18 protein-coding genes and 1 other annotated feature are annotated in these 17,359 nt (G+C 45.6%); of the genes, 14 read left to right on the top strand and 4 right to left on the bottom strand.

From position 1 onward, the window contains the following. Nucleotides 1-21: 21 nt before the first annotated feature. The 8 genes from B9Z54_RS20035 to B9Z54_RS25030 all read left to right on the top strand — a co-directional run bounded on the left by B9Z54_RS20035 (nucleotide 22) and on the right by B9Z54_RS25030 (nucleotide 6,317). Nucleotides 22-1,329: an Rne/Rng family ribonuclease gene (locus tag B9Z54_RS20035; protein ID WP_113930154.1), complete on the top strand. Its 1,308-nt coding sequence runs from the start codon at nucleotides 22-24 to the stop codon at nucleotides 1,327-1,329. A gap of 592 nt (nucleotides 1,330-1,921) precedes the next feature. Further along, nucleotides 1,922-2,003: a sequence feature (ribosomal protein L21 leader region), on the top strand. Nucleotides 2,004-2,016: 13 nt separating this feature from the next. After that, complete coding sequence (gene rplU / locus B9Z54_RS20030) at nucleotides 2,017-2,325, top strand: 50S ribosomal protein L21 (protein ID WP_113930153.1); 309 nt, start codon at nucleotides 2,017-2,019, stop codon at nucleotides 2,323-2,325. Between the two features lie 12 nt (nucleotides 2,326-2,337). Further along, nucleotides 2,338-2,673 (top strand): ribosomal-processing cysteine protease Prp, encoded by a 336-nt coding sequence (locus tag B9Z54_RS20025; protein WP_113930152.1) that lies wholly within the window; start codon nucleotides 2,338-2,340, stop codon nucleotides 2,671-2,673. A gap of 12 nt (nucleotides 2,674-2,685) precedes the next feature. Then, nucleotides 2,686-2,976 (top strand): 50S ribosomal protein L27, encoded by a 291-nt coding sequence (rpmA, locus tag B9Z54_RS20020; protein WP_113930151.1) that lies wholly within the window; start codon nucleotides 2,686-2,688, stop codon nucleotides 2,974-2,976. Nucleotides 2,977-3,160: 184 nt separating this feature from the next. Beyond that, on the top strand, nucleotides 3,161-3,685 hold the full coding sequence (locus B9Z54_RS20015; protein ID WP_113930150.1) for a Spo0B C-terminal domain-containing protein: 525 nt from the start codon (nucleotides 3,161-3,163) through the stop codon (nucleotides 3,683-3,685). Nucleotides 3,686-3,934: 249 nt separating this feature from the next. Further along, complete coding sequence (gene obgE / locus B9Z54_RS20010) at nucleotides 3,935-5,227, top strand: GTPase ObgE (protein ID WP_113930149.1); 1,293 nt, start codon at nucleotides 3,935-3,937, stop codon at nucleotides 5,225-5,227. 13 nt (nucleotides 5,228-5,240) lie between these two features. Continuing rightward, nucleotides 5,241-5,711, top strand: a complete 471-nt coding sequence (locus tag B9Z54_RS20005) for an ACT domain-containing protein (RefSeq protein ID WP_113930148.1) — start codon at nucleotides 5,241-5,243, stop codon at nucleotides 5,709-5,711. A 342-nt stretch (nucleotides 5,712-6,053) separates the two neighbouring features. Next, the gene (locus B9Z54_RS25030; protein WP_162785303.1) at nucleotides 6,054-6,317 is read left to right on the top strand and encodes a hypothetical protein; all 264 of its coding nucleotides are present in this window, start codon (nucleotides 6,054-6,056) and stop codon (nucleotides 6,315-6,317) included. 348 nt (nucleotides 6,318-6,665) lie between these two features. On the opposite strand, the gene B9Z54_RS19995 is transcribed toward B9Z54_RS25030, so the two are convergent. Further along, complete coding sequence (locus B9Z54_RS19995; protein WP_113930146.1) at nucleotides 6,666-7,211, bottom strand: transcription repressor NadR; 546 nt, start codon at nucleotides 7,209-7,211, stop codon at nucleotides 6,666-6,668. Between the two features lie 30 nt (nucleotides 7,212-7,241). Continuing rightward, complete coding sequence (locus tag B9Z54_RS19990; protein WP_113930145.1) at nucleotides 7,242-8,369, bottom strand: IscS subfamily cysteine desulfurase; 1,128 nt, start codon at nucleotides 8,367-8,369, stop codon at nucleotides 7,242-7,244. 121 nt (nucleotides 8,370-8,490) lie between these two features. Here B9Z54_RS19990 and nadB point away from each other — a divergent pair, with 121 nt between their 5' ends. The 3 genes from nadB to nadA are packed head-to-tail and all read left to right on the top strand — an operon-like array spanning nucleotide 8,491 to nucleotide 12,029. Beyond that, nucleotides 8,491-10,083, top strand: coding sequence for an L-aspartate oxidase (nadB, locus tag B9Z54_RS19985; protein WP_113930144.1), 1,593 nt, complete (start codon nucleotides 8,491-8,493; stop codon nucleotides 10,081-10,083). Next, entirely contained in the window at nucleotides 10,052-10,885 is an 834-nt protein-coding gene (gene nadC, locus B9Z54_RS19980; RefSeq protein ID WP_113930143.1) for a carboxylating nicotinate-nucleotide diphosphorylase, read from the top strand. The genes nadB and nadC overlap by 32 nt, the downstream gene beginning before the upstream one ends. A 37-nt stretch (nucleotides 10,886-10,922) precedes the next feature. Beyond that, nucleotides 10,923-12,029, top strand: coding sequence for a quinolinate synthase NadA (gene nadA / locus B9Z54_RS19975; RefSeq protein ID WP_113930142.1), 1,107 nt, complete (start codon nucleotides 10,923-10,925; stop codon nucleotides 12,027-12,029). A gap of 182 nt (nucleotides 12,030-12,211) precedes the next feature. Here nadA and B9Z54_RS19970 read toward each other — a convergent pair whose 3' ends face one another. Continuing rightward, nucleotides 12,212-12,556 (bottom strand): tetratricopeptide repeat protein, encoded by a 345-nt coding sequence (locus tag B9Z54_RS19970; RefSeq protein ID WP_240190026.1) that lies wholly within the window; start codon nucleotides 12,554-12,556, stop codon nucleotides 12,212-12,214. Nucleotides 12,557-12,564: 8 nt separating this feature from the next. Next, a complete protein-coding gene (locus B9Z54_RS26275) occupies nucleotides 12,565-12,687 on the bottom strand; it encodes a hypothetical protein (RefSeq protein ID WP_275887831.1) in 123 nt (40 codons plus the stop codon). Between the two features lie 926 nt (nucleotides 12,688-13,613). On the opposite strand from B9Z54_RS26275, the gene safA reads away from it, so the two are divergent. The 3 genes from safA to B9Z54_RS19955 all read left to right on the top strand — a co-directional run bounded on the left by safA (nucleotide 13,614) and on the right by B9Z54_RS19955 (nucleotide 17,012). Continuing rightward, a complete protein-coding gene (gene safA / locus B9Z54_RS26270) occupies nucleotides 13,614-15,119 on the top strand; it encodes a SafA/ExsA family spore coat assembly protein (protein WP_275887830.1) in 1,506 nt (501 codons plus the stop codon). Next, entirely contained in the window at nucleotides 15,103-16,074 is a 972-nt protein-coding gene (locus B9Z54_RS19960; protein WP_162785302.1) for an aminoglycoside phosphotransferase family protein, read from the top strand. The genes safA and B9Z54_RS19960 overlap by 17 nt, the downstream gene beginning before the upstream one ends. Nucleotides 16,075-16,289: 215 nt before the next feature. Then, complete coding sequence (locus B9Z54_RS19955; RefSeq protein ID WP_113930140.1) at nucleotides 16,290-17,012, top strand: YhcN/YlaJ family sporulation lipoprotein; 723 nt, start codon at nucleotides 16,290-16,292, stop codon at nucleotides 17,010-17,012. Nucleotides 17,013-17,359 lie beyond the last annotated feature (347 nt).

Genomic DNA, 17,359 nt, shown 5'->3' with positions numbered 1-17,359 from the left:
ACGCGAAAAGAGGAGAGCTTGATGAACAGGATTATCGTAAATGCTGTGGGACGGGAAAAAAGATGGGCTCGCCTGCGCGATGGAATAATGGAAAGTCTTCATGTCTACCAGCCTGAAAAAGAGTCGATTGTCGGTAATATATATCTTGGCCGTGTCGACAAGGTTGAAAAGGGCCTGAATGCTGCTTTTATTAATATTGGCGAAGGCAAAAATGGTTTTTTACATATAGATGACCTGGCAGATTTTGTGTCAATGGATGAGAAGGAAAGAAACTCTGCAGTAATCAATAAACTTCTGCACCAAGGCCAGAAACTGCTCGTACAAGTAAAGAAAGATCCTGCAGGAACAAAAGGACCTAGGCTTACAGGTATAATAGAACTCAAAGGTGCTTCCATTGTGTATATGCCGGAGGGCCGGTATGTTGCTGTATCAAAAAAGGCGTCAGATGAAGAGCAGAAGAAAAAATGGCGCCGTTTCGGTTCAAAGATGAAGGAGGACCAGGAAGGGATTCTCTTCAGGACAGCTTCCCTGCATAAGCCAAAAGAAGATATCACCGCTGAATTCTTTGCCTTAAGAAAATACTATCAAAAATTATTTGAGATGACACTCAATCGAAAAGCTCCCTCTTTGCTCCATCGCCAGGACGTCATGACAGATGATATCCTGGAGGAAGTAAAGAAGATTAAGAGTGTTGAAATAATAACGGATGATTATGCATGGAAGGAAAATTTTCAGGCCTTCGTACAGCAGCAAGGAATAGAACTTTCCTCAGAAATCTGGCACTTTCAAGGGCATGAGAATATTTTCAGTCATTACCGGGTGGAAGCACAAATTGAAAAAGCCATGCAGAAAGTTGTCTGGCTTGAAAATGGAGCAACCATTGTCATAGAACCTACAGAAGCCTTGACGGTCATAGACGTGAATACGGGGAAATTCACCGGAAAAAGTAATCTGTCTCAAACCGTTTTAAAAACGAATGCTATTGCTGCCAAGGAGATCGCCAGGCAGTTGAAAATTCGGAACATCTCGGGCATCATCCTCATCGACTTCATCGAAATGAAGAATGATCAGCATCAGGCCGAAGTGATCGGTGCTTTAAAGGATGGCTTAAAGGACGACGGAAAACGGACCACCATCGTCGGCTTCACGGAACTGGGGATCCTTCAGCTGACAAGGAAAAAACGAAACCGCCGCTGCTGGAGTATACGACCTGCGCCTGCCCGTCCTGCAGCGCCCATGGCAGGGTGCTCAGCGCGGAATCCATGGCCTACAGGCTTGAGAGGGAACTTTATGAACTCTATCCTGCAGATGAAGATAAAGTCATCATAGAGGCTTCAGAAGACGTCCATAAGGTCTTCAAGGGAGAGAGCTCTTATTACCTCAAAGAGATAGAAACAGCCATTAATAAGAATATTGAGTTCCAAATCGTTAAAGAGTGCCAGCCGTATTATAAAATTAAAAGATTAGAAAGCCGTTAATATAACGTGTTGATTGCGTCCAGCTCCCCGGAGTTGATCAAGGATAGAATAGCGGGAAAAATTCCCCTTAATTGATGTGGAGCATCAAAAACAGCTTAAATAGCGGGAGAAATTCCCCTTAATTGACTCAAAACATTAGAAAACAGGGGCTTTTTATTTGAATAAGGGGAAAAGTTCCCCCTATTTACGCCTGAAATGAGGTTGAATTTGCGCTTAACGGTAAAATATCCCCTTATTTTTTGCTTCTCGATACAGACCCAGGGACATGACTCTAATTTCCTTAAAGAAGAAGGATTGCAGCAGAAGGTCCATTGCACAGTGCACGCCGCGAGGAGATCAAAAATTATAAAAGAAGCAAATCCTAATCATTTTAATTCCCATTAAAGCTATTGACACCATTCTTGAATTTGTGATAGGATTCTTATGTTATAGTTTTTGTAGCACCCGTGCTACAACCGCTCAAATCAGGCCATAAGCTTTTGTTGCAAAACAAAACGCCTGTAATTGGCGAGTCTGAGTTTATAAGGAGGTGCCATTCATGTACGCAATTATCGAAACTGGCGGAAAGCAAATCAAAGTAGAAGCGGGACAAACCATCTACATTGAAAAGCTTGCAGGAAACGAAGGCGAAACAGTTACTTTTGACAAAGTTCTTTTCGTAGGTGGCGACAACGTAAAAGTAGGAAGTCCATTAGTTGACGGAGCTACTGTTACAGCTAAAGTTGAAAAACAAGGCCGCGCTAAGAAATTAGTCGTTTTCAAATACAAGCCGAAGAAAAACTATCGTCGTAAGCAAGGTCATCGTCAACCGTACACTAAAGTGACGATTGACAAAATCAACGCGTAAGGCGCTTGATTGATGATTAACGTTTACATTACCAAAGATCCTGGAGGAAGGGTTTCCTCTTTTTCCATGGATGGACATGCAAATTTTGCGCAGAATGGTCAAGATATCGTTTGTGCCGGAGCATCAGCTGTTTCCTTTGGCGCCGTTAACGCGATCATGTCATTGACCGGGGTTCAACCCGCGATTGACCAGTCGCCTGATGGCGGTTACCTTCACTGTGAATTTCCGGCAGGCCTGCCGAATGAAACAGAGGAAAAGGTCCAGCTTCTCTTACAAGGGATGATTGTCTCTTTACAGACGATAGAACGTGAATATAGTAAATTTATAAAAATAACCTTCAAAGCGTAGGAGGTGGAACACATGTTAAGATTAGATCTTCAATTTTTCGCATCGAAGAAAGGGGTAGGTTCGACTAAAAACGGTCGTGACTCAATCTCTAAACGTCTTGGTGCAAAACGTGCTGATGGTCAAGAGGTTACTGGCGGATCTATTTTATACCGTCAACGCGGTACTAAAATTTACCCGGGAGTTAACGTTGGACGCGGCGGTGACGATACTTTATTCGCTAAAGTTGACGGAATCGTACGTTTCGAGCGTATGGGCCGTGACAAGAAAAAAGTCAGCGTATACCCTGTAGTTAAAGAAGCATAATGCTTTTTAAAGAAAACTCTAGCCGTATATTCGGTTAGAGTTTTCTTGTTTTATAAGAGAATGTGCAGCCTGGAATTAGGTCGTTCAGTCGAATTTTGTCTTTATAACAGGAAAATTTTTCGTTCCCCTATTCTTTTCTGATATACTACAGATAAGAAAAGTCCGTTTTATAGGGAGTTTTATAATGAATAATGAATGGAACCTGGTAGAGGCATTGAGGCATGCCCGCCATGACTGGATGAATAGATTACAATTGATCAAAGGCAACATGGATTTAGGGAGAATGGACCGGGCAAAGCAGATCATTGAGGAAATTGTCGCCGAAGCTCAGAATGAGTCCAAGCTGTCTAACCTGAGAATGCCGAAGTTCTCTGAGTGGATGCTGACCTATAATTGGCAAACGCATTATATTAAGCTCGAATTTGAAGTTCTCGAAGCGGAAGAACCCGATATTGGTGATGATTCTGTGTTCAACTGGTTTACAGGGCTTTTCTCTGTTCTTGAAAACTGTGTAAAACCATTTGAAGAAAACAACATGATGGTCATCATCAAGATTTGCCAGCAGGAAGCACGGTTTGAATTGGATTTTAATGGGATAATAGTAGATAAAGAAAACCTGCAGGACTGGCTGGAGAAAAATAATGCCGGCCTTACCATCCACAATATGGCTGGCAATGGATTTTTAATATCCTTGAGTTTAAATAGATAATCAAAGAAGAGCCGGCCATCTTATGGTCCTCTTTTTTTAAGGCTCTTTTCGTAAACTTTGTTGCTTTTTGATATGAATTAGGTAAGGTTACACCATCATCTACCTGAAATATGCTGGTAAGCAAGAAAGAAAAGAGCTGCTCCCCCTGAATAGAGAGAGTATCTGAGTATCCGGGGAAAAATCCGGCTTTTGGGATTTTTCCAAAAGCAACAATTTATACGAAATAGACTTTTTTAGGAGTGAAAACAAATGTTTGTCGATCAGGTCAAGATTTATACAAAAGGCGGCGACGGAGGCAATGGAATGGTTGCTTACCGCCGTGAAAAATACGTCCCGGACGGAGGTCCGGCGGGCGGTGACGGAGGCAATGGCGCCGACGTTATATTTGAAGTGGAAGAAGGACTTCGCACATTGATGGACTTCCGTTATCAGCGTCACTTCAAGGCACCTCGCGGAGAGCATGGGATGAGCAAAAACATGCACGGAAGAAATGCTAAAGACATGGTGGTCAAGGTTCCGCCGGGTACCATTGTCAAGGATGATGATACAGGGGAAATGATCGCGGATTTGACTGAACATGGTCAAAGAGCCGTCATCTCAAAAGGAGGACGCGGAGGAAGAGGTAATACCCGTTTTGCGACACCTTCCAATCCTGCTCCTGAGTTATCGGAAAAAGGAGAACCGGGTCAGGAACGTTATATCGTGCTTGAACTGAAGCTTCTTGCTGATGTCGGTCTTGTAGGTTTTCCAAGTGTAGGGAAATCGACTCTGCTGTCCATCGTTTCAGCAGCCAAGCCGAAAATCGGCGATTACCACTTCACAACCATCGCCCCTAACCTGGGAATGGTGGAAACTGAAGACGGACGAAGCTTTGTCATGGCTGATCTTCCTGGATTGATTGAAGGCGCATCTGAAGGTGTTGGTCTTGGACATCAGTTCCTTCGCCACATCGAACGTACGCGTGTCATTGTCCACGTCATCGATATGAGCGGACTTGAGGGAAGGGACCCTTACGAAGATTACCAGACAATCAATACGGAATTGGAAGCCTACAACCTTCGTTTGACAGAACGTCCACAAATTATTGTGGCCAATAAAATGGACATGCCTGATTCAGAAGAGAACCTTAAAAATTTCAAGGAGCAGCTGAAAGAGGACTATCCTGTCTACGGAATCTCTGCGGTTACAAGGCAAGGTCTTCGTGACCTGTTGTTCGCCATCGCCGATAAGCTGGAAGACACACCTCAGTTTGCGATGTTTGAAGAGGTAGAAGAAGAAACTAAAGATCAGCGTGTTCTTTATAAACATGAAAAAGCTGAAGCTGAATTCTTCATCACAAGAGAACCGGACGGCACATTCGTGGTCAACGGTGCCAAAATAGAGAAGCTCTTTAAGATGACCGATTTCAGCCGCGAAGAATCCCAAAAGAGGTTCGCACGTCAATTGCGTACCATGGGAGTCGATGAAGCATTGAGAGAAAGAGGAGCAAAAGACGGGGACACTGTCAGACTGCTTGACTTTGAATTTGACTTCGTCGATTGATTGAAGCTTTGTAATGGGGGAACCAACCTTGCAGAAAAAAGCACAGGACGGAAAATTTTATCTGGTGAGGGAAGACGTGCTTCCTGATGCCATGAAGAAAACCTTGCAAGCCAAAGAACTGATTGAAAGAGGCAAAGCCGGCTCAGTCTGGGAAGCTGTCCGCAGCATTGACCTGAGCCGCAGTGCCTTCTATAAATACCGGGACACTGTATTCCCGTTTCACAGGATTGTCAAGGAACGAATCATCACCTTGTTCTTCCACCTGGAAGACCGTTCCGGAACACTCTCCTGCCTGCTGGGTGAAGTGGCCAAATCAGGCTGCAACATTCTTACGATTCACCAGACAATCCCGCTGCAGGGAAGAGCGAATGTTACTCTTTCCCTTAACGTAGCGGATATCAAGGGTGATATCGAAGAAATGCTGGACGGCTTGAGAAAACTTGAATTTGTAGAAAAAGTGGAAATGCTGGGCTCAGGGGCCTAGCATTTTTTTGTTGGGTTTGAACAGGGGGAAGTGCGGAAATCAGGAAAGTTATTGCTGTCATGCCTTGAGTCGTCGGGAGAGCATTATGGCATCCACTAGCATGAACCGTTTTAAAGCAGTGAATTATGCAAAAGGAGATAATTAGGCAGTTCGTCGATAGAAAGGTCAATCTCGTCGATAGACCACTAGGGCATCGCGAGCGTAAAGCGTTTTTTAACCAGTATGCATGCAGGCAAAAGGTCAGTATCAGCCGATTCGTCGATAGAAAGGGCCATTCCGTCGATAGACCACTCAAAGTCGTTGATAGAACCAGCCATATCGTCGATAGGATGCCGAAACTCGTTGATAGATCAAGCAAACTCGTCGATAGAACCTCATGGTATGGCGGGCTTAAAGTGTTTTTTAACCAGTATGCATGCAGGCAAAAGGTCAGAATCAGGCGATTCGTCGATAGAAAGGGCCATTCCGTCGATAGGCCACTCAAAGTCGTTGATAGAACCAGCAAAGTCGTCGATAGGATGCCAAAACTCGTTGATAGAACAAGCAAACTCGTCGATAGAACCCCAGCTTCGTTCCGCAAAACTGGCTGGAAGACCTACTAGGTAAGAGAGACCAGCATAATGAATGCGTAGCTGTTAGTAAAATAATGAAGCCGGTTGATAGACCAGCGAAACTGATTGATAGAATGGCAAAAATGGTTGATAGAACAGCGAAACCGAATGATAGAACTATCAAAATGGTTGATAGAACTCAAAAACCGGTCGATAGAAGGGCGGTTACCCGTCGATAGCACACCCTATCCGGCCGATAAAAACACCATAAGCCGGCATTCTTCGTTAAACTTCGCAACACGCATACCCCGCCCCCAGCCCCCACCAAAATTAAAAGCACCAGCCCAGCCAGCCAAAAAAGACAAACTAAAAAGGATACCCATTATAGGGCATCCTCAAATTCTCATGATGTGGTTTCAATCAGAAATCCAGCATCTTTCAGTGCTTTTTCAGCGTTGGCCATTGCCTTTTCATTCGGCGCCGAGATGGTGTGCAGGTGAATGCCGTCTGTCAGTTCAGAAAGGTAGGAGGCGTTGGTTTCCTTGATTTTGTACATGAACTGCTTTACATCCTGGCGGTTGGAGACCATGATGGAGGCGGTCAGGTCGCCGTAGACTTTATGTTCGATCTTGACGTCTTTGACGAGGATTCCGTGGTCGACCAGCAGATTCAGTTCTTCCTCTGTGCGTTCCGGTGTATGCCTGCAGGCGATGGTTTTTTCAACTGTGCCTTCAGGCTGTTTCGGCTGCAGGTAGAGGTATCCCTGGCTTGTGGCAATGATGGGTTCTTCTCTGGCTTTCAGCAGTGTGATGTCGCTGACAATGACCTGCCGGCTGACGTTCGTGAACTTGGCAAGGTCTCCCCCTGTGATCGGGATGCCTTCTTCCTGCAGTTTTGATAGTATGAGATTTCTTCGTTCTTCTCCGAGTATTTTCTTGCCTTTAGACATCGTATTTCCCCTCTCCAGCGTAGCAGAAAGCTATTGTTTTTCAGCTATATCAGCAAGAACTTTTACAAGCTCTGCAACATCTTCTTTCGTAGTATCTTTTCCAAACGAGATCCGGATGAATTCTTTTCCTGCTTGTTCCGGGAGCCCAAGAGCCATTACTGTTTTGGAACCAGCTTGCTGGCCGGTTTGGCAGGCGCTTCCGGTGGAAATGGCGAATCCTCTCCTATTACATTCTAACATGGCCCATTGGCCTTGGATGCCTTTAATGCACAATCCGATTACATGCGGCACCTGGTTCTCTGGAGGAGCTTCCAGGATCACCACAGATTCCTTCAGGCGAGCTTTCAACCCATTGATGAATATTTCCCTGAGTCTATCATAGTCAGCACCCTGGGAGCCGCTGGAGACCTTCTCAGCAGCGCTGATGAATGCTGCGATTCCCGGTGTGTTTACTGTACCGCCTCTCAGTCCTCCTTCATGTGTCTGGCTGGGAAAAATTGATCTGGCGGGATGCCTGGGATGAATATAAACCGCCCCGACTCCCTTCGGACCATAAATTTTATGAGAAGAGACAGAAAGGCTGTCCACCAATGGAGCGATCTTTGATAAATCGTGTTTTCCAAAAGACTGGACCATGTCAGTGTGAAGGAGAATCCCTTTATCCTGACAGGTCCTTGCAATGTTTTCAATTTTTTGGACAGAACCGATTTCACCGTTGACATGTGCAATGGAAATTAGAATCGTATCATGTCTGATTGCCTTTTCCAAGTCTTCCAGAGAGATAGTGCCGTCATTCTTGAAAGGGAGGAGAGTGATTTCAAACCCTTGCTCTTTTAAGTAACCCATGGCTGAATGGACGGAGGAATGCTCGGCCATCCCGGTGATGATGTGCGTTCCGCGGTGTTTATTTTCGAGCGCGAGAGAAAGAATCCCGAGATGGTTTGATTCTGTTCCTCCTGATGTAAAATAGATTCCTTCAGAAGACACCCCGAGTAACCCCGCCAGTGTTTTTCTGCATTCTTGCAGAAGATGTGCAGCTTTTGTGCCGGTGTCATGAAGGCTGGAAGTATTGCCGTAGAAATGAGAGGCTGCCTCCATGTAAACCTGCAAAGCCTCTGAATCTATTGGTGTAGTTGCAGCATAATCAAAGTATTTCAATAGAATGTACCCCTTTTTGAATTTTCAAAATAAATTTCGAGAAGATAAAACTCTTGTCATTAGTTTAAATATGTGTAAATATATGTGTCAAGACACCTGTAAAATTTGTGGAGGGGTCAATATGAAAAAAGCAGACGTAATCATTGTCGGAAGCGGACTTGCAGCCTTGCAGACCGCACGTGAATTAAATCCGGATTTGAATGTGATGATTATCACAAAGGGGACGAGAAGAGGAAGTAATTCATATATGGCACAAGGCGGCGTTGCTGCAGTTACAGCCAAGGATGACAATATAGGCAGGCATTATCAAGATACACTCGAAGCTGGAAGGGGCCACCAACTGAAGGAAGAGGTTCTTTCACTTGTTGCAGAAGGACAGAAAATTGTTCAGAGCCTTGTCGAAGAAGGAGCGCCTTTTGACCGAAACAATGATGGCACGTTGAGCTTGGGCATGGAAGGAGCTCACAGTGCGAAGCGCATCCTTCATTGCGGCGGTGATGAGACAGGCAGGTTTTTGATCGAACATTTTTTGAAAACCCTTTCAGTAAATGTCACCTGGATTGAAGGTGAAATGGTTTATAAATTGCTAAGAGACAGCCAAGGTGCCTGTATCGGTGTTAAAACGATGAACCGGTCGGGACATACTCACTCCTATTATGCACCGTCTATTGTCATGGCTGCCGGAGGAGCCGGTGGATTATATTCTTCCACCTCGAATCATCCCACAGTGACGGGTGATGCAATGGCCGTTGCTTTCAGGGCCGGGGCTTATATCGCAGATGCGGAATTCATTCAATTTCACCCGACCCTTCTTTACGTGGACGGAAAAACCATAGGGCTGGTGTCCGAAGCCGTCAGGGGAGAAGGGGCTCAGCTTTTTGATGACAGCGGAGAAAGAATCATGGAGGGTATTCATCCGCTAAAAGAGCTTGCCCCAAGGCACGTGGTGGCCCAGCGGATTTTTGAACAGAGACAGTTGGGCAGGGATGTCTATCTATCTATCAAAAATATAATGAATTTCAAGAAAAAATTCCCTTCCATCAGCGCGATGTGTAAGGAGAACGGGATCGATTTGTCCCTTGGCAGGATCCCTGTTTCACCGGGCTGCCATTTCATGATGGGTGGAATCGTGATTGACTCTGTGGGAAAAACGAATGTGGATGGCCTTTATGCAGTTGGCGAGGCAGCGTGCAGCGGAGTTCACGGCGCCAATAGGCTTGCCAGCAACTCTCTTTTGGAAGGGCTTGTGTATGGGAAGAGGCTGGCGGGCTGGATTAATGCACAAAAAAGACCGATCCTCTTCAACCCAATGGAAGGGCCGGACACTCTACAGCCGGTTCCTGCCAGAAAGTCAGCTAATCCTTTTGATGTGAAGGATTTTCAAGAACGGATGATGGAGTCAGCAGGGATCATCAGGGATGGAACGAGGCTGGAGGAACATTTGAACTGGCTACAGGCCATTGGGTTCTCGCTGAACGAAAATCTGGATGCACTAGAACCAAACGACATTGGAAAGTATTTTATGTGGATAAACAGCCTGGTCGTCACACGAGCTGCTCTTTTAAGGAAAGAGAGCCGGGGAGGACATATCAGAAGTGATTTTCAGGAAGAAGACGATTCCTTCTGGATGAAGAGGCGGATCATGCATGTATTAGAAGACGGAGAGATGAGGACGTGGCTGGATGAACAAGTTAAAGCTAAAATCTATGCTTGAGCAATTTTACCTTGAGGATCTGGGGGATGGAGACCTTAGTTCTCAAGCATTATTTACACATGAAAACCAAAGCAAATTTCATTTTATTGCGAAAGAACCCGGAGTATTTTGCGGGCGTGAAGTAATCCTGGCAGGCTTTAAAGTCATGAACCCGGACATATTAGTGAACATTTACAGTGAAGACGGTGAAGAAGTGGAAGCAGGAACAGTGATAGCAGAAGCTTTCGGGCCTTCAGCAGACCTCCTGCAGGCTGAACGTGTGATCTTGAACCTGGTGCAGAGGATGAGCGGGATCGCGACACAGACGGCAAGGGTCGTGGAGCTGGTGAAGGATTATCCTGTCCGCATTTGTGATACCCGAAAGACGACCCCTGGACTGCGCATGCTCGAAAAATATGCTGTCAGATGCGGGGGAGGCTTCAATCATCGCAGCGGACTATATGATGCAGTCATGCTGAAGGATAATCACATCTCATTCAAAGGCTCGATTTCCTCTGCTGTAAAAGAGGTAAAGAGCAAGCTTGGCCATACAGTGAAAGTGGAAGTGGAAATCGAAACGCGCCAGGGACTTCATGAAGCGGTGGAAAGCGGTGCGGATATCATCATGTTTGATAACCGCACACCAGAAGAAATCTCGGAATGGCTTGGGGATGTTCCCCCGCATATCATCACAGAAGCTTCGGGTGGAATCGGGGTTGAAAATGTGGTGGACTATGCCAAAACCGGTGTCCACTATATTTCGCTGGGCTTTTTGACACACAGCGTAACAGGACTAGATATCAGCGCAAAAGTGCTGAATTGAAATAGGGCAAAGGTGAAGAGGAAAGGGGTAATCAACTGTGGGTATATTACAGGCATTAACGCAAAACACATATGAACTGCCGGAAAAATACAAGAATTTATCCATTGGGGAAATGGAATCAAGAGTCAGGGAAATCAAAGCAGAACTTGGCACGAAGCTTTTCATACCAGGACATCATTATCAAAAGGATGAAGTGGTCCAGTTCGCGGATACAACGGGAGACTCACTGCAGCTGGCGCAGGTATCCGCAGCGAACAGCGAAGCGGAATACATTGTTTTCTGCGGTGTGCATTTCATGGCAGAGACAGCAGATATCTTAACCAATGAAAATCAAAAAGTTATCCTGCCTGATATGAGAGCGGGCTGTTCGATGGCCGATATGGCAGATATCCATCAAACAGAAAGAGCCTGGGAACTGCTTCAGAATCAATTTGGGGATACCATCCTGCCGCTGACTTATGTGAATTCCACAGCATCCATCAAATCCTTTGTCGGTAAAAATGGAGGAGCGACTGTGACTTCCTCAAACGCCCATAAAATGGTGGAATGGGCACTCTATCAAAAGGAAAGAATCTTATTCCTTCCTGACCAGCACCTGGGAAGAAATACAGCGGCAGACCTTGGTATCGACCTGGCTGATATGGCTGTCTGGGATCCGATCACCAATGAATTAATCCATGAAGGAGATGCCGAGAGCATTAAAGTAATTCTCTGGAAAGGACATTGTTCCGTCCATGAAAACTTCACTTTGAAAAACATAGCGGATGTCCGGGAGCAGTATCCGGACATGAATATCATTGTCCATCCAGAATGCCGCAGGGAAGTGGTTACAGCCTCGGATGATAACGGCTCCACAAAGTATATTATTGACACCATTAAAAATGCAGCACCGGGAACCTCTTGGGCGATCGGCACTGAGATGAACCTGGTCAAGAGGCTGATCAACGAACACAGTGACAAGCATATCATTTCATTGAACCCTCATATGTGTCCCTGCCTGACGATGAACCGTATTGACCTGCCTCACTTATTGTGGTCATTGGAAAACATCGTGGACGACCAGCCTGAAAATATCATCAAAGTAGACCAAGAAACAGCGCAGAATGCCATACTTGCGCTGGATCGCATGCTGGCAAGAGCTTAATAACTTTAGATAATAAAATTAAAACGCACTGAGTTTCTCAATGAAATCTCAGTGTGTTTTTTATTGGCTTCCTATTTTCAATAAAATGAGGTCACTAAAGGCAGTTTGAATTGCTTCTGATTTGATTTGTCCATTTTGATTTTAGCTCTCTTATTAAGAGGCACCACCCTTAGTAACATTCTCTATTTCCACACCCCATCAATATTCTCCCCATAAAATTTCAATGCTCTTTCATACTTCTTCAGCCACTCATCATCAGAAGAAGTGATAAGTGTATTTAATAGGAGCGAAACGGAATTTTTGTGTTCTCCCAGATTATAAAGCGTCAGTGCATAAAATGCATTCATGGCAGGGTTTGACGGAAATTGTTCCATCCCCGTGCTCAATACATCCTTTGCGTATTGATATTCACCGATGCATCTATAGCTGCTGCCAAGCTGGATATAAGCTGCCTCGAGCCTTTCACCCTCAATCCCATTTTCGATTGCCCGCCGGTAATATGGAATGGCGCTTGTCTCCTCGCCCATTGAGTCATTTACCGATGCAAATGAAAACTAACCTCCGGATCTTCGGGTGAATCCAGAACCATTTTTTCAAGTATCCTCTTTGCCTCTTCGTAATTTTTATTTTCCATTTTGATTATTGCCTCATTAAGCACGAGATGGCCTCCATTCTTTATTGTGAATTTTTGGACTTTGACGGAGTATGTATCTATATCTTAGCAAAGATTCTGTCACTCCTACAAAAAAGGCACAAGCAACGATGCCCGGTTTTGTATACAACTCCAAGCCGAATGTTTTACAAATGAGAATAGAATCAGCCCTTCCTTCTGGATACACATCTTTGCATGAAAGCTCTAATTTATGTCCTCAAGAGGGCCTAGTGGATACATATCTCTGCCTCAAACCGCCAACTCATGTCCTCAGATGCTCCTTCTGGGTACATATCTCTGCCTCAAACCACCACTTCATGTCCCCACATGCTCCTTCTGGATACATATCTCTGCCTCAAACCACTAACTCATGTCCTCAGATGCTCCTTCTGGATACATATCTCTGCCTCAAACCACCAACTCATGACCTCACGTGCTCCTTCTGGATACATATCTCTGCCTCAAACCGCCAACTCATGTCCTCAAGAACGCCTAGTGGATACATATCTCTGCCTCAAACCGCCAACTCATGTCCTCAAGAACGCCTAGTGGATACATATCTCTGCCTCAAACCACCAACTCATGTCCTCACATGCTCCTAGTGGGTACACATCTCTGCCCGATGCCTCCAACCCTTGTCCTCAATGCGGCCTTCAATTTAATAAAGACAAAAATCCCCCTCATAAGCAGAATTAGTTCCAGGCCAAGTACCAACTACTAAACACAAATTCAAAAGAGTAATTCAAAACAGCGTTCAAAAAAGACATTCCCTCCTTAATTCCCTCCTCTGCCTCTCGAAGACTCCGCGGCAGGAAAGCTCTGCAAAGGTATATTTGTTTTCGAAAATTCATAAGTATTTGTGTAGATTGTTAGCACTTTGCCTATTAAGTGACATAGGATATATAGACTTATGCCTGAGGAGGGAATAAATAGTGAAAATCCATATCGTACAAAAAGGAGATACTCTTTGGAATATCAGCAAAAAATACGGCGTGAATTTCGAAGAGTTAAAGAAGATGAATGCCCAGTTGTCAAACCCGGATATGATTATGCCTGGTATGAAGATTAAAGTTCCAACATCGGGCGGGATGGTAAAAAAAGAAATGGCAATGAAGAAAGAGATGCCTAAAGCACAACACCCTTTTGCGCAGCAGAAGCCGAATGCCATGCCGGTGGAATCACCGAAAGAAGCAGTCAAGCCAGCACCTAAGAAAGAAATGCCGATTAAGGAAATGCCGAAAAAGCCATATACCCCTAAAATGCCGCAGCCGATCATTCCGGAAATCGACATCAATAATTATTACATGATGAATATGGCTAATATGCAAATGCAGACTCAGCCTATGCAGCAGGCACCAAAAGCTCCGCAAAAGATGCCTAAAGCACCAAAAGCACCAAAAGCGCCGCAAGTTCCTAAGGCACCACAAACGCTGCCTCAAGCATCCAAGGCGCCGACTCTGCCTAAACCGAAAGATATGCCTGAAGCTGTTGGGGGAGTGCAGGATGAGGAAAGTCCGGACAGCCCGCAAATGCAAATGCCATACGGACAACAGATGCCTTATTCACAGCCAATGCAGGAATACTGTGTACCTGCATCACCTGTTATGCCTGGAAGCGGATTAGGGCCAATGCATGGCGGACATCCGATGCATGGAGGTTACCCGATGCATGGCGGCGGGGGCTACCCAATGGGTCAGATGGGGCAGGTGCAAGGTGCCTCGATGATGCCGCAAGGACTGCCGGGCATGCAGCAAATGCCAATGGGATATGATGAAGAATCCTCTTCATTCATGCCATATATGCCGCAGCAGATGGGGTCTCCGATGGGCGGCGGGATAATGGGGCCTATGGGTTCACCTTCAACTGTAGCCGGAGTTCAAGATGACGGCGGATTCCCGGGCGGTCAGATGCCTATGGGCGGAATGCCGCAGGGAATGGCACCATATCAAGGAATGATGGGACCTGGAATGATGGGACCAGATGATTGTTATCCTGTATCGCCTGTAATGCCGGGACCGGGCTTTGGTAATCCGGGCTTCGGAGGACCAGGAGGATTTGGAAATCCAGGAATGGGTTCACCGGCTGGATTCGGCAATCAAGGTGGAGGATATGGAAACCCTTATGGACAGATGCCTCAAGTACAGGGAGCCATGATGGAAGAATCACCGGGAATGCAAGGAATGCAAGGAATGCAGGGAATGCCAATGCAGCAGGGAGGATGCGGCTGCGGAGGTCCACAGCTTGCCGGCCAATATGGACCTGGACCTGGGATGATGCATGGAATGCAAGGAATGCAAGGAATGCAGGGAATGCCTTACGGGCAGGGCATGATGTCTCCATATGGCCCGGGAATGATGCAGCAGGGAGCCGGTAATCCGGGAATGTACGGACAGAGAGCATTCGGGATGCCGGGTTTTGATGATGATTTCGAAGACTGATTATACAAGTGGAGACGGATTTCAAAATCGTCTCCTTTTTTTATTAAAAGGGAAGCTGGAAGACAGAAGTATTGGTCTTATAAGAATTAAGGATGGTAAATGGAAAGTTACATCTGATAAAGGAAACTGGTTTCTTAAGCTTTACTCTTCCCGCCGAAAATTTCAGCTTCAAAAGGAAGTGACAGAAGAGCTCTGCAATGGGGGATTTTCAAGGGTACCCTCCTATCACCCCTTACATCAAAGTGACACTATTGAGATCGATGGAAAGATGGCAGGATTGACAGAGTGGGTTGATACAACCGGTAACTTTACTTACAAAACGTTCCCTGAAAGGCAGGAAGCCCTTGCTGTTCTTCAAAGCTTTCATCATCATTCCCAAAAAGCCCTTCTGAGAAAGGATTTTAGGTCGTTGAAGGGACAGAGGCTGCTGGAAAAATGGCGGGCAAGGCTGGATGAATTCAAGGGCAGCAGACAAAGGTTTGGGGGAGTTATTCCGTTAGAAGTCATTGATACTTATATATTACTGGGCGAACAAGCGCTTGAAGGCATGGCGAAATCCTCTTTCTCAGAAGAATCTTGTATTCTTCATGGAGACTTGGCACATCATAATTTTCTTCGTGATACAAATCAGGAGCTGTTCATGATTGATCTGGATTTAATATCCGCTGGTCCCCCAGAAATCGATTATATTCAATTTGCGAACCGTATCTTTCCGTATATAAACTGGTCCCCGGAATTATTGTGGAAGCATAGAGCGCTTGCCGATTATAAAGACAGAAAAATCTTTTTAAACAGCATTCTTTATCCATCAGACGTCTTCAGGGAATGGAATCGGTTCTTTCGTGAAAGCAGCCGCTATCAGAAAACCGTCTGGTATTACTTGATGAATCTTACGCTGCATCAGTTTGGAGCAAGAATCATGTGCTGTAACGAAATACGGACTAAATTGAGCTGAAAACTTTCAATCGGAAGAATGCTGTTTGTAATTGATTTCCGCTCCAGATGCAGAGCTTTATGCGGTTTGGTGTTCTAAACGTTTATCTTAAAGACATCCAAATTCAGGGCGGGTGTCCAGCTTTTTGCCGGTCTCATAAAGAATCATCCTTATAAAATTTCCGCAAGCTAACAAAGAGCGACCATGCTCAAAGTTTGCGGAAGAGGGTGACTTCAATGCATCAGAAGCTTTTGCTGATTCCCTTCTCTGTTATCATCTTGGGAGCTTGTAATGGGGCCGAGGATGCTGCAGATGGACAGGGTGCCGACACGTATGAGCCTATGGGGTTTTATTCCAATGAAGGACATGGCAATGACAGGAATGAAGATCGCGATGGCCCGTTAACGGAGTGGTATGATCATTCCATCGGACAGGAAGGGCAGGCAATCAGAGAAGGAAAGAGACGATACCTTCACGTGAAAGATTCGGATGGGAATCCGCAAAACCCATCCAAACCTCTGGCGGAGAATGACCGGAACTTCTTTTTGCAGGACGAAAGGGCCAGCCACGGAGATGCCAATTATCACGGACATCTCGATGATAATACCAGGAAAGCGCGGCGCTCCTACTACACAGCTTATGAAGGAGATCTTGCCGAAAAAATAGGTGATGTTACTGCTTCTGTCGAGAATGTCAATGATGTCCGCTCGGTCACCTATGGAACCAATGTTTTGATAGCGGTGGATCTTGAAGACGACAGCAGGTTTGACGAGACAGAAAGAAAAATCGAGAGAGCTGTCCAGCCATATCTAAAAGGCCGGACTGTAACAGTAGCCTCTGATGAAGGCACCTTCAGCCGCCTGCGGAACATAGACAACGACCTGCGGGATGGCGGTCCCAGGGAAGCTATCCAAATGGATATACACGATATCATCAGGTCGATAAGAGGTGAAGGATAAGGCGGGGTAATCCCCGCTTTTTTCTGTTTATCAAAAAAGTGGAAAGCAGCGCAGCCGTTTTTTTAGTAATTGTTTTACGAGGGAGTATGTACCCAGCCGAGCGTTGTGGGTACATGAGTTGGGGGTTTGAGTGAGAGATATGTACCCAGCCGAGCGTTGTGGGTACATGAGTAGGGGTTCTGAGCGAGAGATATGTGCCCAGCCGAGCGTTGTGAGTACATGAGTTGGGGTTTTGAGTGATAGATATGTACCCAGCCGAGCGTTGTGGGTCCATGAGTTGGGTTTGAACGAGAGATATGTACCCAGTCGAGCGTTGTGGGTCCATGAGTTGGGKTTKTGAACGAGAG

Origin of the sequence: Bacillus sp. P14.5, assembly GCF_003316765.1 — a bacterium.
Taxonomy (GTDB): domain Bacteria; phylum Bacillota; class Bacilli; order Bacillales; family Bacillaceae_B; genus Rossellomorea.
The sequence above is the reverse complement of the archived record's forward strand: the minus strand, read 5'-3'. Positions and strand labels throughout refer to the sequence as shown.

Coding starts and splice junctions, on each gene's coding strand:
- B9Z54_RS20035 (WP_113930154.1), top strand. CDS start 22: ATGAACAGGATTATCGTAAATGCTGTGGGACGGGAAAAAAGATGGGCT.
- rplU (WP_113930153.1), top strand. CDS start 2,017: ATGTACGCAATTATCGAAACTGGCGGAAAGCAAATCAAAGTAGAAGCG.
- B9Z54_RS20025 (WP_113930152.1), top strand. CDS start 2,338: ATGATTAACGTTTACATTACCAAAGATCCTGGAGGAAGGGTTTCCTCT.
- rpmA (WP_113930151.1), top strand. CDS start 2,686: ATGTTAAGATTAGATCTTCAATTTTTCGCATCGAAGAAAGGGGTAGGT.
- B9Z54_RS20015 (WP_113930150.1), top strand. CDS start 3,161: ATGAATAATGAATGGAACCTGGTAGAGGCATTGAGGCATGCCCGCCAT.
- obgE (WP_113930149.1), top strand. CDS start 3,935: ATGTTTGTCGATCAGGTCAAGATTTATACAAAAGGCGGCGACGGAGGC.
- B9Z54_RS20005 (WP_113930148.1), top strand. CDS start 5,241: ATGGGGGAACCAACCTTGCAGAAAAAAGCACAGGACGGAAAATTTTAT.
- B9Z54_RS19995 (WP_113930146.1), bottom strand. CDS start 7,211: ATGTCTAAAGGCAAGAAAATACTCGGAGAAGAACGAAGAAATCTCATA.
- nadB (WP_113930144.1), top strand. CDS start 8,491: ATGAAAAAAGCAGACGTAATCATTGTCGGAAGCGGACTTGCAGCCTTG.
- nadC (WP_113930143.1), top strand. CDS start 10,052: ATGAACAAGTTAAAGCTAAAATCTATGCTTGAGCAATTTTACCTTGAG.
- B9Z54_RS19970 (WP_240190026.1), bottom strand. CDS start 12,556: ATGGGCGAGGAGACAAGCGCCATTCCATATTACCGGCGGGCAATCGAA.
- B9Z54_RS19960 (WP_162785302.1), top strand. CDS start 15,103: ATGATTTCGAAGACTGATTATACAAGTGGAGACGGATTTCAAAATCGT.
- B9Z54_RS19955 (WP_113930140.1), top strand. CDS start 16,290: ATGCATCAGAAGCTTTTGCTGATTCCCTTCTCTGTTATCATCTTGGGA.